This window comes from Mesorhizobium sp. ESP7-2 (assembly GCF_020164715.1).
In the GTDB taxonomy this organism is placed as follows: domain Bacteria; phylum Pseudomonadota; class Alphaproteobacteria; order Rhizobiales; family Rhizobiaceae; genus Mesorhizobium.
In genome coordinates this window covers 15,431-30,563 of record NZ_JAIUGQ010000013.1, presented here as the reverse complement: position 1 = coordinate 30,563, position 15,133 = coordinate 15,431, and the positions used below count along the sequence as shown (strand labels likewise).

General features: G+C 63.6%; 18 protein-coding genes. 13 read left to right on the top strand and 5 right to left on the bottom strand.

The features are described from left to right. Nucleotides 1–196 precede the first annotated feature (196 nt). Nucleotides 197–1,123, top strand: a complete 927-nt coding sequence (locus LB543_RS14890; protein ID WP_224614589.1) for a peptidylprolyl isomerase — start codon at nt 197–199, stop codon at nt 1,121–1,123. Nucleotides 1,124–1,199: 76 nt separating this feature from the next. Here the strand turns inward: LB543_RS14890 and LB543_RS14885 are convergent, their stop codons facing one another. Beyond that, the gene (locus tag LB543_RS14885; protein ID WP_224614588.1) at nt 1,200–1,799 is read right to left on the bottom strand and encodes a TetR/AcrR family transcriptional regulator; all 600 of its coding nucleotides are present in this window, start codon (nt 1,797–1,799) and stop codon (nt 1,200–1,202) included. A 276-nt stretch (nt 1,800–2,075) separates the two neighbouring features. Between LB543_RS14885 and argJ the strand changes: the two genes are divergently transcribed. From argJ to LB543_RS14860, 5 genes are all read left to right on the top strand, one after another. Continuing rightward, the gene (gene argJ / locus LB543_RS14880; protein WP_224595149.1) at nt 2,076–3,317 is read left to right on the top strand and encodes a bifunctional glutamate N-acetyltransferase/amino-acid acetyltransferase ArgJ; all 1,242 of its coding nucleotides are present in this window, start codon (nt 2,076–2,078) and stop codon (nt 3,315–3,317) included. 29 nt (nt 3,318–3,346) lie between these two features. After that, nucleotides 3,347–4,099 (top strand): GNAT family N-acetyltransferase, encoded by a 753-nt coding sequence (locus LB543_RS14875; protein ID WP_224614653.1) that lies wholly within the window; start codon nt 3,347–3,349, stop codon nt 4,097–4,099. Next, on the top strand, nt 4,092–4,514 hold the full coding sequence (locus tag LB543_RS14870) for a (deoxy)nucleoside triphosphate pyrophosphohydrolase (protein ID WP_140809397.1): 423 nt from the start codon (nt 4,092–4,094) through the stop codon (nt 4,512–4,514). The genes LB543_RS14875 and LB543_RS14870 overlap by 8 nt, the downstream gene beginning before the upstream one ends. A 117-nt stretch (nt 4,515–4,631) precedes the next feature. After that, complete coding sequence (locus LB543_RS14865; RefSeq protein WP_140809395.1) at nt 4,632–4,946, top strand: hypothetical protein; 315 nt, start codon at nt 4,632–4,634, stop codon at nt 4,944–4,946. 110 nt (nt 4,947–5,056) lie between these two features. Next, on the top strand, nt 5,057–5,236 hold the full coding sequence (locus tag LB543_RS14860) for a Flp family type IVb pilin (RefSeq protein ID WP_140754212.1): 180 nt from the start codon (nt 5,057–5,059) through the stop codon (nt 5,234–5,236). 20 nt (nt 5,237–5,256) lie between these two features. On the opposite strand, the gene LB543_RS14855 is transcribed toward LB543_RS14860, so the two are convergent. Beyond that, nucleotides 5,257–6,129, bottom strand: coding sequence for a methyltransferase domain-containing protein (locus tag LB543_RS14855; protein WP_224614587.1), 873 nt, complete (start codon nt 6,127–6,129; stop codon nt 5,257–5,259). A gap of 65 nt (nt 6,130–6,194) precedes the next feature. Between LB543_RS14855 and LB543_RS14850 the strand changes: the two genes are divergently transcribed. From LB543_RS14850 to LB543_RS14830, 5 genes are read left to right on the top strand one after another with little or no spacing between them, the layout of a single operon-like run. Then, entirely contained in the window at nt 6,195–7,019 is an 825-nt protein-coding gene (locus LB543_RS14850; protein WP_224614586.1) for a ComF family protein, read from the top strand. A 25-nt stretch (nt 7,020–7,044) separates the two neighbouring features. Then, on the top strand, nt 7,045–7,314 hold the full coding sequence (gene grxC, locus LB543_RS14845) for a glutaredoxin 3 (protein WP_224614585.1): 270 nt from the start codon (nt 7,045–7,047) through the stop codon (nt 7,312–7,314). Between the two features lie 10 nt (nt 7,315–7,324). Next, complete coding sequence (locus tag LB543_RS14840) at nt 7,325–8,185, top strand: carbon-nitrogen hydrolase family protein (RefSeq protein WP_224614584.1); 861 nt, start codon at nt 7,325–7,327, stop codon at nt 8,183–8,185. Next, on the top strand, nt 8,182–8,607 hold the full coding sequence (locus LB543_RS14835) for a DUF1178 family protein (protein WP_140809385.1): 426 nt from the start codon (nt 8,182–8,184) through the stop codon (nt 8,605–8,607). Before LB543_RS14840 ends, LB543_RS14835 begins: the two co-directional genes overlap by 4 nt. A gap of 23 nt (nt 8,608–8,630) precedes the next feature. After that, a complete protein-coding gene (locus LB543_RS14830) occupies nt 8,631–9,317 on the top strand; it encodes a hypothetical protein (RefSeq protein ID WP_224595164.1) in 687 nt (228 codons plus the stop codon). 53 nt (nt 9,318–9,370) lie between these two features. Here the strand turns inward: LB543_RS14830 and LB543_RS14825 are convergent, their stop codons facing one another. Next, nucleotides 9,371–9,856 carry a MarR family winged helix-turn-helix transcriptional regulator gene (locus tag LB543_RS14825; protein WP_224614583.1) on the bottom strand — a complete coding sequence of 162 codons (486 nt, stop codon included), beginning with the start codon at nt 9,854–9,856 and terminating at the stop codon, nt 9,371–9,373. A 97-nt stretch (nt 9,857–9,953) separates the two neighbouring features. Here LB543_RS14825 and LB543_RS14820 point away from each other — a divergent pair, with 97 nt between their 5' ends. Further along, entirely contained in the window at nt 9,954–10,868 is a 915-nt protein-coding gene (locus LB543_RS14820; protein WP_224614582.1) for a DMT family transporter, read from the top strand. A 54-nt stretch (nt 10,869–10,922) separates the two neighbouring features. Here the strand turns inward: LB543_RS14820 and ubiG are convergent, their stop codons facing one another. Together ubiG and LB543_RS14810 are read right to left on the bottom strand one after the other, a co-directional pair. Beyond that, complete coding sequence (ubiG, locus tag LB543_RS14815) at nt 10,923–11,672, bottom strand: bifunctional 2-polyprenyl-6-hydroxyphenol methylase/3-demethylubiquinol 3-O-methyltransferase UbiG (protein WP_224614581.1); 750 nt, start codon at nt 11,670–11,672, stop codon at nt 10,923–10,925. A gap of 102 nt (nt 11,673–11,774) precedes the next feature. Beyond that, nucleotides 11,775–13,637 (bottom strand): CHASE3 domain-containing protein, encoded by a 1,863-nt coding sequence (locus LB543_RS14810; protein WP_224614580.1) that lies wholly within the window; start codon nt 13,635–13,637, stop codon nt 11,775–11,777. Between the two features lie 217 nt (nt 13,638–13,854). Here LB543_RS14810 and LB543_RS14805 point away from each other — a divergent pair, with 217 nt between their 5' ends. Then, on the top strand, nt 13,855–15,108 hold the full coding sequence (locus LB543_RS14805; protein WP_224614579.1) for an aspartate kinase: 1,254 nt from the start codon (nt 13,855–13,857) through the stop codon (nt 15,106–15,108). Nucleotides 15,109–15,133 lie beyond the last annotated feature (25 nt).

Sequence of the window (15,133 nt, the reverse complement as noted above, 5' to 3'; positions counted from 1 at the left end):
CGTGAACGCACCGCCTGAACACGGGCAAACACAAAAAGCGCCCGGAAAACGGTTCTGGACGCCAAGTCGATGGACAGATAAGAGGGGGCTCAACTGATGTCAACGCCGCGCTGGCCCTGCCGGTCGCGCCAAATTCCGCCACAATCTGGCTGATCTGGAAGCCGCCTCCTTACAATCCCTCACCGGAGTCATCCTTATGTCCTTGTTGTTCAGCCGTGCGTCGCTTGCCAGCCTTGGCCTGGTCCTCGGCCTGTCGGCTCTTTGCCTATCGCCGTCGATGGCGCAGGAGACCGCTCCCGCACCGGCCGCACCGGCCGCCCCGGCGGCACCTGCCGCGGCGCCGGTCGACCCGAATGCCGTGGTCGCCACCGTCAACGGCCAGCCTTTGACCGAAGCCGATCTGGTGCTCGCTGAAGGTGAGCTGTCGCAGCAGTTCGCGCAGTTGCCGGCTGAACAGCGCCGCGCGGCGGCCCTTTCGGCGGCCATCGAAATCCGCGTCATGGCCGCCCAGGCGGTCGCCACTGGCCTCGACAAGGATCCCGACTTCCAGCGCCGCATGGCTTTCCTGCAGCAGCGCGCGCTGCATGGCGAAATGGTCGAGAAGGGCGTCGTCGACAAAGTCACCGACGCGGAGGTTCGCGCCCGCTACGACCAGGAAATCGCCAACACGCCGCCGGTCAACGAGGTGCATGCCCGTCACATCCTCGTGAAGACGAAGGAAGAGGCCGAGGCGATCATCAAGCAGCTCGATGGCGGCGCCGACTTCCAGAAGCTTGCCAACGAACACACCTCAGATCCGAGCGGCAAGAGCAATGGCGGCGACCTCGGCTGGTTCGGACCTGGCCAGATGGTGCCGGAATTCGACAAGGCGGCGTTCGCGCTCGATGTCGGCAAGTACACCGAGCAGCCGGTGCAGTCGCAGTTCGGCTGGCATGTCATCAAGCTCGAGGACAAGCGCGCCAAGCAGCCGCCGGCCTTCGACGACGTCAAGGACCAGGCCAAGCAGGCCGTCATCCGCGACAAGTATTTCGCGCTGGTCAAGTCGCTGCGCGCCGGCGCCAAGGTCGAGATCCCCGACGCCAAATTGAAGAAGACCGTCGACGCGCTGGAAAGCGCCAAGTAAGCCCGAACGGCTCGAAAGAAGGGCGCGGCAGCCAAAAGGCGCCGCGCCCTTCTTCGTTGGCACGTGCCAGCGATGCCTACCTGTCGGGTGCCGCTATGCCTTGCAGGAGGTAGCGGACCACCTTGCGGATCGTCGCTTCGGACTCGTCGATCCGGTTGGTCAGGAGATGCCGCCAGGCGTAGGACGCCACGAGGTCGGCGACCACGCCCAGATCGATGTCGCTGGCGATCTCGCCCCTTGCCTTGGCGCGCTCGATGATCTGGCCGGTGTGGGTCCGGCGCCCTCCGGCATAATCGGCAAGGGCTTCGGCCGCGGTTTCATCCGACTGCGCCTCGGCAATCAGCGACCTGAACACGCTGCCCGACGATGTCTCGCGCCAGTGCGTGAAAAGGTTCATCAGGAAGCCGACGAGATCCTCTTCCAGTTTTCCCGTATCGGGCACGTCGACGCGCTTCTGGCGCTGGTAGACCTCAAGCAGCAATGCCGCCTTGCTCGGCCACCAGCGGTATATGGTCGGCTTGCCGGCCCGCGCGCGCCGCGCCACCGCCTCGATCGAAAAACCGGCATAACCGGCTTCGACGAGGACGGCCTCGGCGGCCTCCAGAATGGCGTCCGCACTGTCGGGATTGCGCCGCGCACCGATCGATTTGCGCGCCGTGTCCGCCTCCTCGGCCATTCCTGTGGTCCTCGTTTCAATTTCGCCGGCATGATAAGTGATCCGGCGATGAAACGAAACGACCCGTTTTTGACGTAGCGCGCCGCCGTGATCAGGCGGTGGCCGTCACATCGGAGGATCATAGCGCCACGGACCCCGGCGACGCCAACGGATTTGAAATGCAAGCTTCATCCTGAACGGGTTGGCCCCTGGCGGGAGCGACGAAAACGCGCTTGCACCGGCGCGCCGTATCGGGCAAACCGGCCTTCCCCTTGCGATTTTCCCGCCCGAGGTCCCATGTCCACGACGATTTCGCCGCTCGCGCCGAAGAAATACCCCAAGATGCCTGAAATCGAGGGGGTGCGCATCGCCACCGCCGAAGCGGGAATAAAGTACAAGAACCGCACGGATCTGCTGGCCATGGTGTTCGACGCCGGGACCGCGGTCGCCGGCGTGTTCACCAAGTCGAAATGCCCCTCGGCGCCGGTCGATTTCTGCCGGCAGAACCTTGGCGCCGGCAAGGCGCGGGTGCTGGTCGTCAATTCCGGCAACGCCAACGCCTTCACCGGCAAGAAAGGCCGCGAATCCACCGCGATGACGGGCGAAGCTGCGGCAAAGGCCGTCGGCTGCACGCCAGGCGAGGTTTTCCTGGCCTCGACCGGTGTCATCGGCGAGCCGCTCGACACAACCAAGTTCAGCCATCTGCTCGCAGGGCTGGTCAGTGACGGCAAGCCGGACCTGTGGACCGAAGCGGCAAAGGCCATCATGACCACCGACACCTATCCGAAGGTGGCGACGCAGACGGTCAAGCTCGGCGATGCCGATGTCACCATCAACGGCATTTCCAAGGGCGCGGGCATGATCGCGCCCGACATGGCGACGATGCTCTCCTTCATCGCCACCGACGCACCGATCGCGGCACCGGTCCTGCAGGACCTGCTGTCGCGGGGCACGGCCAAGACATTCAATGCGGTGACCGTCGACAGCGACACCTCGACCAGCGATACGCTGCTGTTGTTCGCCACCGGCAAGGCGGCAAAGCGCGGCGCGCCTGAAATCACCGATCCCAGAGATGCCCGCCTTGGTCAGTTCCGCCGGGCGCTCGGCAAGGTGCTGAAATCGCTGGCGCTGCAAGTGGTGCGCGACGGCGAGGGCGCCCGCAAGCAGGTCGAGGTCACCGTCACCGGGGCCAAGTCGGCCCGTTCGGCCAAGCGCATCGCGCTGTCGATCGCCAATTCGCCGCTGGTCAAAACGGCGGTCGCCGGCGAGGACGCCAATTGGGGCCGTGTCGTCATGGCCGTCGGCAAGGCCGGCGAGCCCGCCGACCGCGACCTTCTGTCGATCTGGTTCGGCGACAACAGACTGGCACATGAGGGCGAGCGCGATCCCGCGTATTCTGAGGCCGCGACCTCGGCCTACATGAAGCGCGATGACATCCGTATCCGCGCCGATATCGGCATCGGCCGCGGCAAGGCGACGGTGTGGACCTGCGATCTCACCAAGGAATATGTCGCCATCAATGGCGACTATCGGAGCTGATCGCCTTGGTTTCGCGCCATCCGGCAAGCATGCTCGCGACCGTGCGCCGCTACGAGGCGGCCGGTTTTCGCGCCTGGCCCGCGGCCGCCGTCCATTATGACGGCACCTGGGTGGTGCGCCTGACCGCCGGCCATCCGGCAAAGCGGCTTAACTCGGTCAATCCGCTCGATCCCGGCGACATCCAGCACATCGCCGACCGCATCGGCCGCGCGAGCCGCCGTTTCGACGCGTACGGCCGGCCGCTGACGTTCCGCATGTCGCCACTCTCCGGGCCCGACCTTGCCAGCCATCTCGACAAGGAGGGCTGGAGCCGGTTCGACGAATCGCTCGTCATGCGGCTGCAGTTGGCCGACGCGCGGCTCGACGCTGCCATGGACCAGATTCCGCTCAAGGACATCAGCCGCTTCATCGGCGCATCGCTCAAGGTCAGCGGCTCTGATATATCGTTGCGGCCGGGCCTGTCGGAGATCATCGGCGCTATCCAGCCCGAGGCCGGGCTATTCGCACTGGAGGATGGAGCGGAGCCGCTGGCGACGCTGATCTGCGTGCATGACGGCGATCTCGCCGGCCTGTTCGAGATCGCCACCGACAAGGCGGCGCGCAACAAGGGCCACGGCCGCAACCTGATCCTGTCGGCGCTGAAATGGGCGAGGCTGCGCGGCGCGCGGGAAGCCTGGCTGCAGGTCGAGGCCGGTAACGCGCCTGCGCTGGCACTCTACCACGCGCTCGGCTTCGAAGAAGTCTATCGCTATCATTACCGCCGGCCGCCCGGACATGAATGATCTGGCATCCGGCGGCAAGCGCCTGCTCCTGGTCGCCGCATGCGCGCTGGTCGATGCCGACGGCCGCGTGCTGCTGGCACAGCGACCGCAAGGCAAACAACTTGCCGGCCTGTGGGAGTTTCCCGGCGGCAAGGTCGAAGCCGGCGAGACGCCGGAGCAATGCCTCGTCCGTGAACTGCATGAGGAGATCGGCATCGAAACCGAGATCCCCTGCCTGGCGCCGCTGACCTTCGCAAGCCATTCCTATGACGACTTCCATCTGCTGATGCCGCTATTCGTCTGCCGCCGCTTCCGCGGCATCGCCCAGCCGCGGGAAGGGCAGGCGCTGAAATGGGTGCGGCCCAAACAGATGCGCGACTATCCGATGCCGCCGGCCGATGCGCCATTGATCCCGTTCCTCATCGATCTTCTTTGAGGTCTGACCGGACCACGGTCCATATCGGCCAGCGTTAATGGAAGATTTATCTCATCATGAAAAATTGATGCATGGCCGTTTTCGTGCGGCAGCCGCCATTCGTTGGGGAGCGATAGAATGAGCCTGGACAGGGATTGGGATTCGATCCGGCCCGACCGCGGTTTTCGTGCCGCCGATGCTGGCATGGGGGTCCTGCGGGTCACGCTGCTGTTCGGATCGGCGGCGGTGGCGCTGGCGCTGATCGCGACCCCTTTCCTCGACAGCCAGACGCGTTCGCAAACGGCTCGCGATGACTTCCCCGGCCTCGATATGACGGCCACCGGTTCGATCGGCCATCGCAGCACTTATACGGTGCGCCGCAGCGTGCTGCAGGCCGCGCCCGATGGGGTCTGTATTATCCGCTCCGATGGCAAACGCAGTGGCGACTGCTGACAAAGGTTAAGACATTTCCGAAAGGCGGCGATTTCATCGCCTGTTAAGCCTTTGCCGTTAACCTTTCTTAACAGATCGGCGGTAAGGTCGCGGCAAGAGGGAATTGAGTGATGAAAACAGTGCTGCTGCGCTTTCTGAAGGACGAAAACGGCGCCACGGCCGTCGAATACGGCCTGATTGTCTGCGTGTTGTCGCTGACGATCATCGGCGGTATCAGCCAGGTCTTCAATTCGATCACCTGGTTGTTCAGCGACGATTCCAGCAGACTTGCCAACGCCTTCGCCCCCTAGAGCTAGTGCCCGCGAACGGGTCAATGTCCTTCAGGATCCTCCAATATAGTCTTTAGCGAAACCTTGGCCGAACCGGGTTTCAGCGGCTTTTGCTGCGACGCGTCGGGCGCCCAGCCTGACATCCAGACAATCGAGAAGCTTGCCCTGATGCGACCATCGGGATCGGAAAAGCGTTCGGCGTAGATTTCCGCGGCGCGGGCAAACAACCTGCGTGAGCCTGGCCGCCGGCTACGATCGGCAAGCGCGGTGGTTTCGCCCATGGCACGCAGATCGGCCATAAGCGCAAACAGGTTGGCATAGCGCACGGTCACCGTCTCGACGTCGGCGACCGGCAGCGCGAAACCGGCGCGCTGCAGCAGTGCGCCGGCGTCGCGCACATCGGTGAACGGGATGACGCGCGGGCTGGCGCCACCGTAGATATCGGTTTCCGCGGCAAGCAGGCTTTCGCGCAGTTCCGAAAGCGTGCCGGCGCCTGCGAAGGCGCCCAGGAAAAGTCCGTCCGGCCGCAGGGCGCGGCGGATCTGGATCAGCATGCCCGGGATGTCGTTCATCGTCTGCAGCGACAAAAGTGACACCACCAGATCGAGACCCTGCGGCTCGAACGGCACGGTCTCCAGCGGTGCAATCAAACCGGCGGCACCATTCAGGAAAGCCGCGTCCATCTCGACACGGGCGATGTCCGCTACCTTGCCGCTCCGCGCAAGGACGTCGGCCGCGGCCGAGGTCTGGCAAAACAGCACCGCCGCCTTGGCGAACCTGCGCTCGACGGCGCCCAGCCGGTCGGCAAGGTCCTCGGCGGCGCGATGCATGAGGAAGTCGGCACCGTCAACCGGATGGATCAGCGCGCGCCGCTTGTGCGCCAGCCACAGAGAGGTATCCATTATAGGCTGCAAGGGATGGGTCCTTGTATGTCCGCGCTCTGATATGGTTCGTATAGTGGCGACGAGAAACCAACCACGTGGCCGATCCGATGCCCAAGATCAAGTCCGACGAGATCAGGAAGCTGGCTGGATCGGCAGCCCGGTCGGCAGCTCGCTCGGTTTTGGGCTGGCCAGCGAGGATCCTGTTTCCACCGGTCTGCGCCGGTTGCCGCCGGCAGGTCTCGCAGCCCGGCGTGCTGTGCGGCGCCTGCTGGCCGAAGCTGCGGCTGCTGGAGCGGCCCTGGTGCCCGGTGATGGGCACGCCGTTCACCCATCACATGGGCGAGGGTTTTCTGTCGGCGGAGGCGATCGCCGATCCGCCGCCCTTCGAACGGGCGCGGGCAGCGGTCGCCTATTCCGGTGTTGCCCGCCAGATGGTGCAAGGGCTGAAATACCAGGACCGCACGGATCTCGCTCCCTGGATGGCGCGGTGGATGGTCCGCGTGGGCGCCGACCTCATCGCCGACGCGGATGTGGTGGTGTCTGTGCCGCTGCATTGGCGCCGTTTTTTCCGGCGGCGGTTCAACCAATCGGCGGAACTGGCGCGCGCGGTTTGCGAGCTCAGCGGGCTGTCTTTCGCGCCTTCCGCCATGCGTCGTGTCAAACTCACGCGCCAGCAGGTTGGACTGGAGCGGCAGGAGCGCGAGGAGAATGTGCGTGCCGCCTTTCGCGTGCCCGCCGAAGCCGAGATCGAGATTGCCGGCCGCCGGGTGCTTCTGATCGATGATGTCTACACCACCGGCGCCACCGTGCGTGCCGCCACCAAGGCGCTGAAAAGGGGAGGCGCCGCCGCCGTCGACGTGCTGACCTTTGCCCGCGTGTTGCCGGGGGACTTCCGGGCGGACGAGTCCGCGACTATATAAGTCGGCAACGGAAGCGGAATTCGTCATGGTCGATGTCACGATCTATACGCGCATGATGTGCGGCTACTGCACGACGGCCAAGCGGCTGCTGGAGCGCAAGGGCGTCGCCTATACCGAGCACGACGCTTCCTTCTCACCGGAACTGCGCCAGGAGATGATGTCGCGGGCTCACGGGCGCACGACCTTTCCGCAGATTTTCATCGGCGACACGCATGTCGGCGGCTGCGACGACCTCCACGAACTGGAGGCAGAAGGCCGACTGGACAAACTGCTCGCCAACGGTTCGTCGATTTGAGGGTATGACAATGAGTGTTTTCAAGGCGGCGGCAGTGCAGATGCGTTCGGGCGAGAGCCCCGAGCGCAATGCGGCCGACATGGAGCGGCTGGTGCGCGAGGCGGCCGGCCAGGGCGCGACCTATATCCAGACGCCGGAGATGACCGGCGCGCTGATCCGCGACAGGCAAGCGCGCGCCGCGTCCTTTACCTCCGAGGACAAGGACATCGTCGTCTCGACGGCGCGCAAGCTGGCGCGCGAACTCGGCGTGTTCCTGCATATCGGCTCGACCGCGATCCTGCGCGCCGACGGCAAACTCGCCAACCGCGCGCTCCTGTTCGGCCCCGATGGCGCGACGCTCGCGGCCTACGACAAGATCCACATGTTCGACGTCGATCTCGACAATGGCGAGAGCTGGCGTGAATCGGCCGCCTACGAGCCCGGCACGGAGGCCGTCGTCACCGGGATCGGGGGCGCGAAGCTCGGCTTTGCCGTCTGCTACGACCTGCGTTTTCCGCAATTGTTCCGCGCCGAGGCGATGGCCGGCGCCGACCTGCTTTCCGTGCCCGCCGCCTTCACCCGCCAGACCGGCGAGGCGCACTGGCACGTGCTGCTGAGAGCGCGCGCCATCGAGAACGGCGCCTTTGTCGTCGCCGCCGCGCAGGGTGGCCTGCATGAGGACGGCCGCGAGACCTATGGGCATTCGCTGATCGTCGATCCGTGGGGCCGCATCATCGCGGAAGCCGCGCATGACGAGCCTGCCGTGATCGTTGCCGAGATCGAGCCGGCGCAGTCGATTGCCGCGCGCAAGAAGATCCCCAATTTGAAAAATGCGCGGGATTTCACCATCAATACCGGCGAGGCGCCGCGTCTCAGGGGTGCCGCCTCTTGATCCGTTTTTCCCTCATCTGCGAAAACGAGCACCAGTTCGAGGGCTGGTTTCGCAGCAATGACGATTTTGATACGCAAAAGAAGCGCGGCTTTGTCGATTGCCCAAGCTGCGGCTCGCACAAGGTTGAGAAGGCCCTGATGGCGCCGGCTGTTTCCACGGCCCGCAAACAGGAAACCATAGCCCTTGCAATGGGCGAGGCGCAGAAGCAGGCCATGGCGCAACTGAAGGCGATGGCCGAGAAGGTGCGCGAGAATGCCGACTATGTCGGCGACAAGTTCGCCGAGGAAGCCCGCAAGATTCATTTCGGCGAAACCGATGCGCGCGGCATCTATGGCGAGGCGACGCTGGAAGAGGCCAAGGGCCTTGCCGAGGACGGCGTCGATTTCATGCCGATTCCGGTGTTTCCGGAGGACCGGCACTGAAATCCAAGGGAGCTTTGCCTCGGATGAAGAAGTCCAAGCCGCAGCAGGGGCGAAGCATAGTCCGACGCTTTGCGAATTGGCTATCGTTCAAGCTGTGCGACAAGCGCTCGATCGATGGATTGCTGGTCGTTTATACCGGTGATGAGGAAAGCAAAAAGATAAACAAAGTTGCTGCTGCGCTCAAGCTCATTAGCGACTTCGACCCTATTCGCTATAAACGGATGCACCACGACCTCAATCGAATCTGGGTGTTGACGATTGCGGGTTGGGTAGGGCGCTACCAACAGGCCACCTCGACTTGCGAACTGGACGAGCGCTTTGTTCTCAACCAGGGGACGACACCGGAACGGATTGCATCAACCATCGTGCATGAGGCGACGCATGCGCGTCTTGGGCGGTGTGGTATCGGCTATCAGGAAGAACTGCGCACCAGAGTGGAACAGGTTTGCATCCGTCGGGAAATGGCATTTGCCAGGAAACTACCGAGCGGGGCGGATATTGATCAACGGGCCGAGATGAAATTGAATAGCCTTTCTGGCTTGTCCGACGCAGCGATGGCGGAACGTTATTTCGAGGGCCAACGGAAGGCTCTCCTTTACCTTGGCGGGCCGGCTTGGCTCAACGATCGGGTAGTTTCGTTTCACCGCTGGCGGCACTTGCGAAGATTGAAACAGCACGAGGCTGCGAGTCCACCTGATCCCCGCAACTGAAACCTACCTTCCGGCTGGGCGTCCGTCCTCGTAGCAGCCGACAAACTAATTGGTTAGCTTACACTGCCTATCAATTTCTTCAGCAGGTTTGCGAGCGTTTCTTGTTCCGCCTGCGTCAAGCCCGCGAGGACTTCGTGCTCGTTCGCCACATGGGCGGTGACAGCCTCGTCGATCAGTGCGAGGCCTTTTTCGGTTAGCCGAACGACGATGCCGCGCCGGTCGTTGGGGTGTGGCGCGCGCTGGATCAATCCGGATGCTTCGAGCCGGTCCAGCCTGTTGGTCATGGCGCCGGAGGTGACCATCGTGGCTTCGTAGAGCGCTGTCGGCGTCAGCGCATAAGGCGAGCCAGAGCGGCGCAGCGTCGCCAGCACATCGAACTCTCCGGCTTGCAGTCCGAAACGGGCAAACAGCGGCGCAAGGCGCTCGCGCGCGATCAGCGAGGAGACCTCGTTCAAGCGCCCGATCACCGCCATCGGCGACACGTCGAGATCCGGCCGTTCCCGCTGCCATTGCTCGATGGCTTTCCCTGCACGATCCATCTATCTCACCATAATGTATCTTGACGTTAAGAATCTTTGCATTATCTTACCCCAAGACACAATGCCGGCCAAGGGCCGCACGCGACAAGGCTCGATCATGAAACTTCTCTGGGATTCGGCGCTCGGCCTGTTGGTCGTCACCGGCGGCCTGCTTGGCCTGACGCTGCCTTTCGGCAAGCTCGCCACGGCGGCCGGCGTGCCGGCCATGGTCTGGGCCTTCGTCATCTCGCTCGGCGCCGGCGGCGTGCTTCTTATCGTATTGCTGCTGCGCGGCCAGCGCATCCGGCTCACCGCGCATAAACTGCGCTATTTCTTCGTCACCGCCGCCGTGTCCTATGCCGTCCCCAATCTCCTGATGTTTTCGGCCATTCCACATCTGGGCGCAGGCTACACCGGGATCATGTTCACGCTGTCGCCGGTCGTCACGCTGGTGTTTTCGATCCTGCTCGGTGTCCGGCGCCCCAACATGCTGGGCATCGCCGGCATCGCCGTCGGCTTCGTCGGCGCGGTCATGGTGGCGGCGACGCGTGGCGAGGCCGGCCAGCCGGCGGAAATCGTCTGGGTCATCATTGGCCTGCTCATTCCCGTCAGTCTCGCTGCCGGCAACATCTACCGCACCATCGACTGGCCGGAAGGAACCGGTCCTATCGAACTCGCGGTCGGCAGCCATCTGGCGTCGGCGGCGATGCTGCTCGTCGGCATCCTGACGGTGCTCGGCGGCAAGGCCTTCATCGAACTTGGCACCGTGCCGCTCACCGCAGTGGCGCAGATGGCCTCGGCATCGGCGATGTTTGCTTTCTTCTTCCGGTTGCAGGCGGTGGGCGGTCCGGTCTATCTCAGCCAGATCGGCTATGTCGCGGCGGCCGTCGGCTTGTTTACCGGTACGATCTTCCTTGGCGAAAACTATCAGCCGCTGACCTGGATCGGCGCCGTCATCATCACAGCCGGCGTGTTCATCACCACAAAGGCGCAGAGCCAGACCGCTGCGAGGGCGCAGAACCAGGCCGCCTAAGCTTCCGCCGCCGGCTCCGGCCGTGGGTATCGGCGGCGGCTGAGGATTGGCTGTTCAGACCGATCCCTTCTCCGCCAGCACCATGTAGTTGACGTCCATGTCCTTCGACCGCGACCAGCGGTCGGCAAGCGGATTGTAGGAGACGCCGGTGCGGTCGATGATGGTCAGGCCGGCGGCGCCAAGCGCCTTTTCCAGCTCTTCCGGGCGCACCAGCTTGCCGAACTGATGGGTGCCGCGCGGCAACCAGCGCAACACATATTCGGCGCCGATGATGGCTAGGCCGAGCGCCTTCAGCGTGCGGTTGATGGTGGCCACGAACATGATGCCGGCGGGCTTGACCATCTCGCCGCATTTGGCGACGAACAAATCGATGTCGGCGACATGTTCGACCACTTCCATGTTGAGGACGACATCGAATTTTTCGCTGGCCTCGGCGAGATCTTCTGCCGTCGTGGCGCGATAGTCCACGCTCACATTGCCTTCGGCGGCATGCAGTTTCGCCACTTCTATGTTTATTCCGGAGGCATCCGCTCCGACCACATCGGCGCCGAGCCGCGCCATCGGCTCGCACAAAAGGCCACCGCCGCAGCCGATGTCGAGGATACGCAGGCCCTCGAAAGGCCGCGCCGCGCGCGGGTCGCGGCCGAAGCGCGCCGCGATCTGGTCGCGGATATAGGAAAGCCGAACCGGGTTGAATTTGTGCAGCGGACGGAACTTACCGTTCGGGTTCCACCATTCGGCGGCAAGGGCGGAAAAGCGTTCCACTTCTCCGGCATCGATCGTCGATCGTCGGGGCTCAGGCATCGGTTGGTCTCCTCGGACGCTAGGAAGTCGGGCGTGAGGCATCGAATGTCAAGGCAACAATTTTGAATGCTGACAAAGTGACTGGACCAACCAAAGGCCAGCCTATTTCGTGTCCAGCACTTCGCGCAGCTTCGCCGCCAGTTGCTCGATGGTGAACGGCTTGGCCAGGAAGTGCACGTCGTGATCGAGCACGCCGTTGTGGACCACAGCGTTCCTGGTGAAGCCTGTGGTGAAGACCACTTTCAACCCGGGCTGGCGCGCGAGCGCTTCCTCGGCGAGCTTGCGGCCATTCATCACCGGCATGACGATGTCGGTGAAAAGCAGGGCGATGCCGGGTGTCGCGGCGAGCTTCTGAAGGGCCTCTTGTCCGCTCGCCGCATGGATGACGGTGTAGCCGAGTTCGCGCATGATTTCCGTCGTGGAAGCCCGCACGCGGGCGTCGTCCTCGACGACGAGGATCGTCTCGGTGATCTTGACAGCGCTCTTGCCGCGCCCGGCGGGCGCTGCCGGCTCTCCCGGTCCGAAAAACCGGGGCAGATAGATCTTGATCGTCGTGCCTTCGCCGGGCTCGGAGTAGATCTTGACGTGGCCGCCCGACTGTTTGACGAAGCCGAACACCTGGCTCAACCCAAGTCCGGTGCCCTTGTTGGCCGGCTTGGTCGTGAAGAAAGGCTCGAAGGCCCTGGCGATGATCTCAGGCGACATGCCCGCACCGGTGTCGGTTATCGCGATCATCACATATTGGCCAGGCGCGACGTCCGCATGCGTCGAGGCATAGGCCTCGTCGAGGTGGCTGTTGACGGTCTCGATGGTCAGCTTGCCATCATTATCCATGGCATCGCGGGCGTTGACGGCCAGATTGAGGATCGCGTTCTCGAGTTGGGAGGGATCGGCGTGGGTTTTCCACAGTCCGCCCGCCAGCACGGTTTCGATGCGAATGCCTTCGCCCAGGGCACGGCGCAGAAGATCGGACATGCCGGTCAACAGCCGGTTGGTGTCGACAACCTGCGGCGCCAGAGGCTGCAGGCGGGAGAAGGCAAGCAAGCGCGAGGTCAGGTTGGCGGCACGGCTGGCCGCGTCCGTCGCGGCTTCGACGAGCTTTTCGATGTCATGTTCGCCTCGCTTCAGCTTGCGCTGGGCAAGGTTCATGGCGCTGAGGATGACCGCCAGCATGTTGTTGAAGTCGTGAGCGATCCCGCCGGTCAACTGCCCGACGGCTTCCATCTTCTGCATCTGGCGTATCTGGGATTCGGCCTTTTCACGCGTCTGGATCTCGTTGCCGAGCTCGATGTTCTTGCGCATCAGCTCTTCCTGGGCGACGACCACCTCGCGGAAGCGGCGGCGGGATTGACGGATGGTGTAGACGCCAAGCAGGAAAATCCCCAGCAACGCAGCCAGCGAGCCGATGCGCAACCAGGCCTCGACCTGGTCGGTATGCTCGTCGCGCGCGGCCACCGCGGTGGCGCCAATACGCCGGATCGTATCCATGCTGGCGCGGATGTCGTCCATGGCTGACTTGCCCTGGCCGCTGCGGACCAATTGCAGGGCCTTTGCCGCATCGCCTCGATCGTAGAGAGCTATGGTCTCGGCCAGCTCAGCCTGCTGTTTTGAAAGCTCGGCCTGGATGTGGCCGATCTGCTGGGCGATCTGATCGTCGGGAGCAGTCGCGCTGTCGATCCGTGCCAGTTGTCCCGGAATTGCCTCGACGGCCCTCCGGTACGGCTCCAGATAGGATTTTTCACCGGTCAGCAGGTAGCCGCGCTCACCACTCTCGGCGTCTTGCGCCAGTGAAAGCAGCCCGGAAAGCTGCTCTTGGTATTCGATTGTGTCGCGTGCGGCGGCACGATTGGCCCTCTGGCTCTCGACGAGCACGGCACGGGCGCCGACGATCAGCGCCAGCGTGGCGAAGCCGGCAATAATCGGGAGCGGCTGCAATCGAATGGCGCGCCGAAGACGAGCAATCATCTGTTATGCCGAACCAAAAGGAATTCCCCCAGGCAGCATTTGGTAAGCGGCGCCGGCCTGGAAGGCAATATGCCGTTTTGTTACGCAATTCGCCGTCAGCCTTGCGAAACCTTCCTCATTTGGTTAAGGAGGCCGCGCATTCAGCGGCCGGCGCCAGCCGGGCGCTTTTCCCCGTTTTCGGCCTCGGGCCGGCTCCAGTCAAAGGCATTTCGCTTCCATGGCGCGTATCGTGATGAAATTCGGCGGAACCTCCGTCGCCGACATCGCCCGCATCCGCAATGTGGCGCGTCATGTCAAACGCGAGGTCGACGCCGGCCACGAGGTGGCGGTGGTGGTTTCGGCGATGGCCGGCAAGACCAATGAATTGGTCGGTTGGACGCGCGAAGCCTCAGCGATGCATGACGCACGCGAATATGACGCGGTCGTCGCTTCCGGCGAACAGGTCACGGCCGGCCTGCTTGCCATCACCTTGCAGAACATGGGTGTGCATGCGCGCTCCTGGCAGGGCTGGCAGATCCCGATCAAGACCGACAACGCCCATGGCGCGGCGCGCATTCTCGACATCGACGGCGCCTTCCTGGTCAAGCGCTTCGGCGAAGGGCAGGTGGCGGTCATCGCCGGATTCCAGGGCATCGGACCTGACAACCGCATCGCAACGCTTGGCCGCGGCGGCTCCGACACCAGTGCCGTGGCGATCGCCGCCGCGGTCAAGGCCGACCGCTGCGACATCTACACCGACGTCGACGGGGTCTACACCACCGATCCGCGCATCGAGCCCAAGGCGCGGCGGCTGGCCAAGATCTCCTTCGAGGAAATGCTTGAAATGGCCTCGCTCGGCGCCAAGGTTCTGCAGGTGCGTTCGGTCGAGCTTGCCATGGTGCACAGGGTGCGTACCTTCGTACGGTCGTCCTTCGACGATCCCGATGCGCCCGGAATGGGGGATTTGCTCAATCCTCCGGGAACGCTCATTTGCGACGAGGAAGAGATCGTGGAACAGCAGGTCGTCACCGGAATTGCCTACGCCAAGGACGAGGCGCAGATTTCGTTGCGCCGTGTCGGCGACCGGCCAGGCGTCGCCGCCGGCATCTTCGGCCCGCTGGCCGAGGCCAACATCAATGTCGACATGATCGTCCAGAACATCTCCGAGGACGGCAAGCTGACCGACATGACCTTCACCGTGCCGTCGGGCGATGTCGACAAGGCGCTGGCCGTGCTCGACCGGCTGAAAGCCGAGATCGGCTACGATGTCGTGCAGTCGGAGGCCGGCATGTCGAAGGTTTCGGTCATCGGCATCGGCATGAGGAGCCATGCGGGTGTTGCGGCCACCGCCTTCAAGGCACTGGCGGACAAGGCGATCAACATCCGCGCCATCACCACCTCCGAGATCAAGATTTCGATACTGATCGACGGTCCGTATACGGAACTTGCGGTTCGCACTTTGCATTCCGTCTACGGTCTGGATAAGCAGTAGCAAGACTGAATCAGTTGTTGCGTGC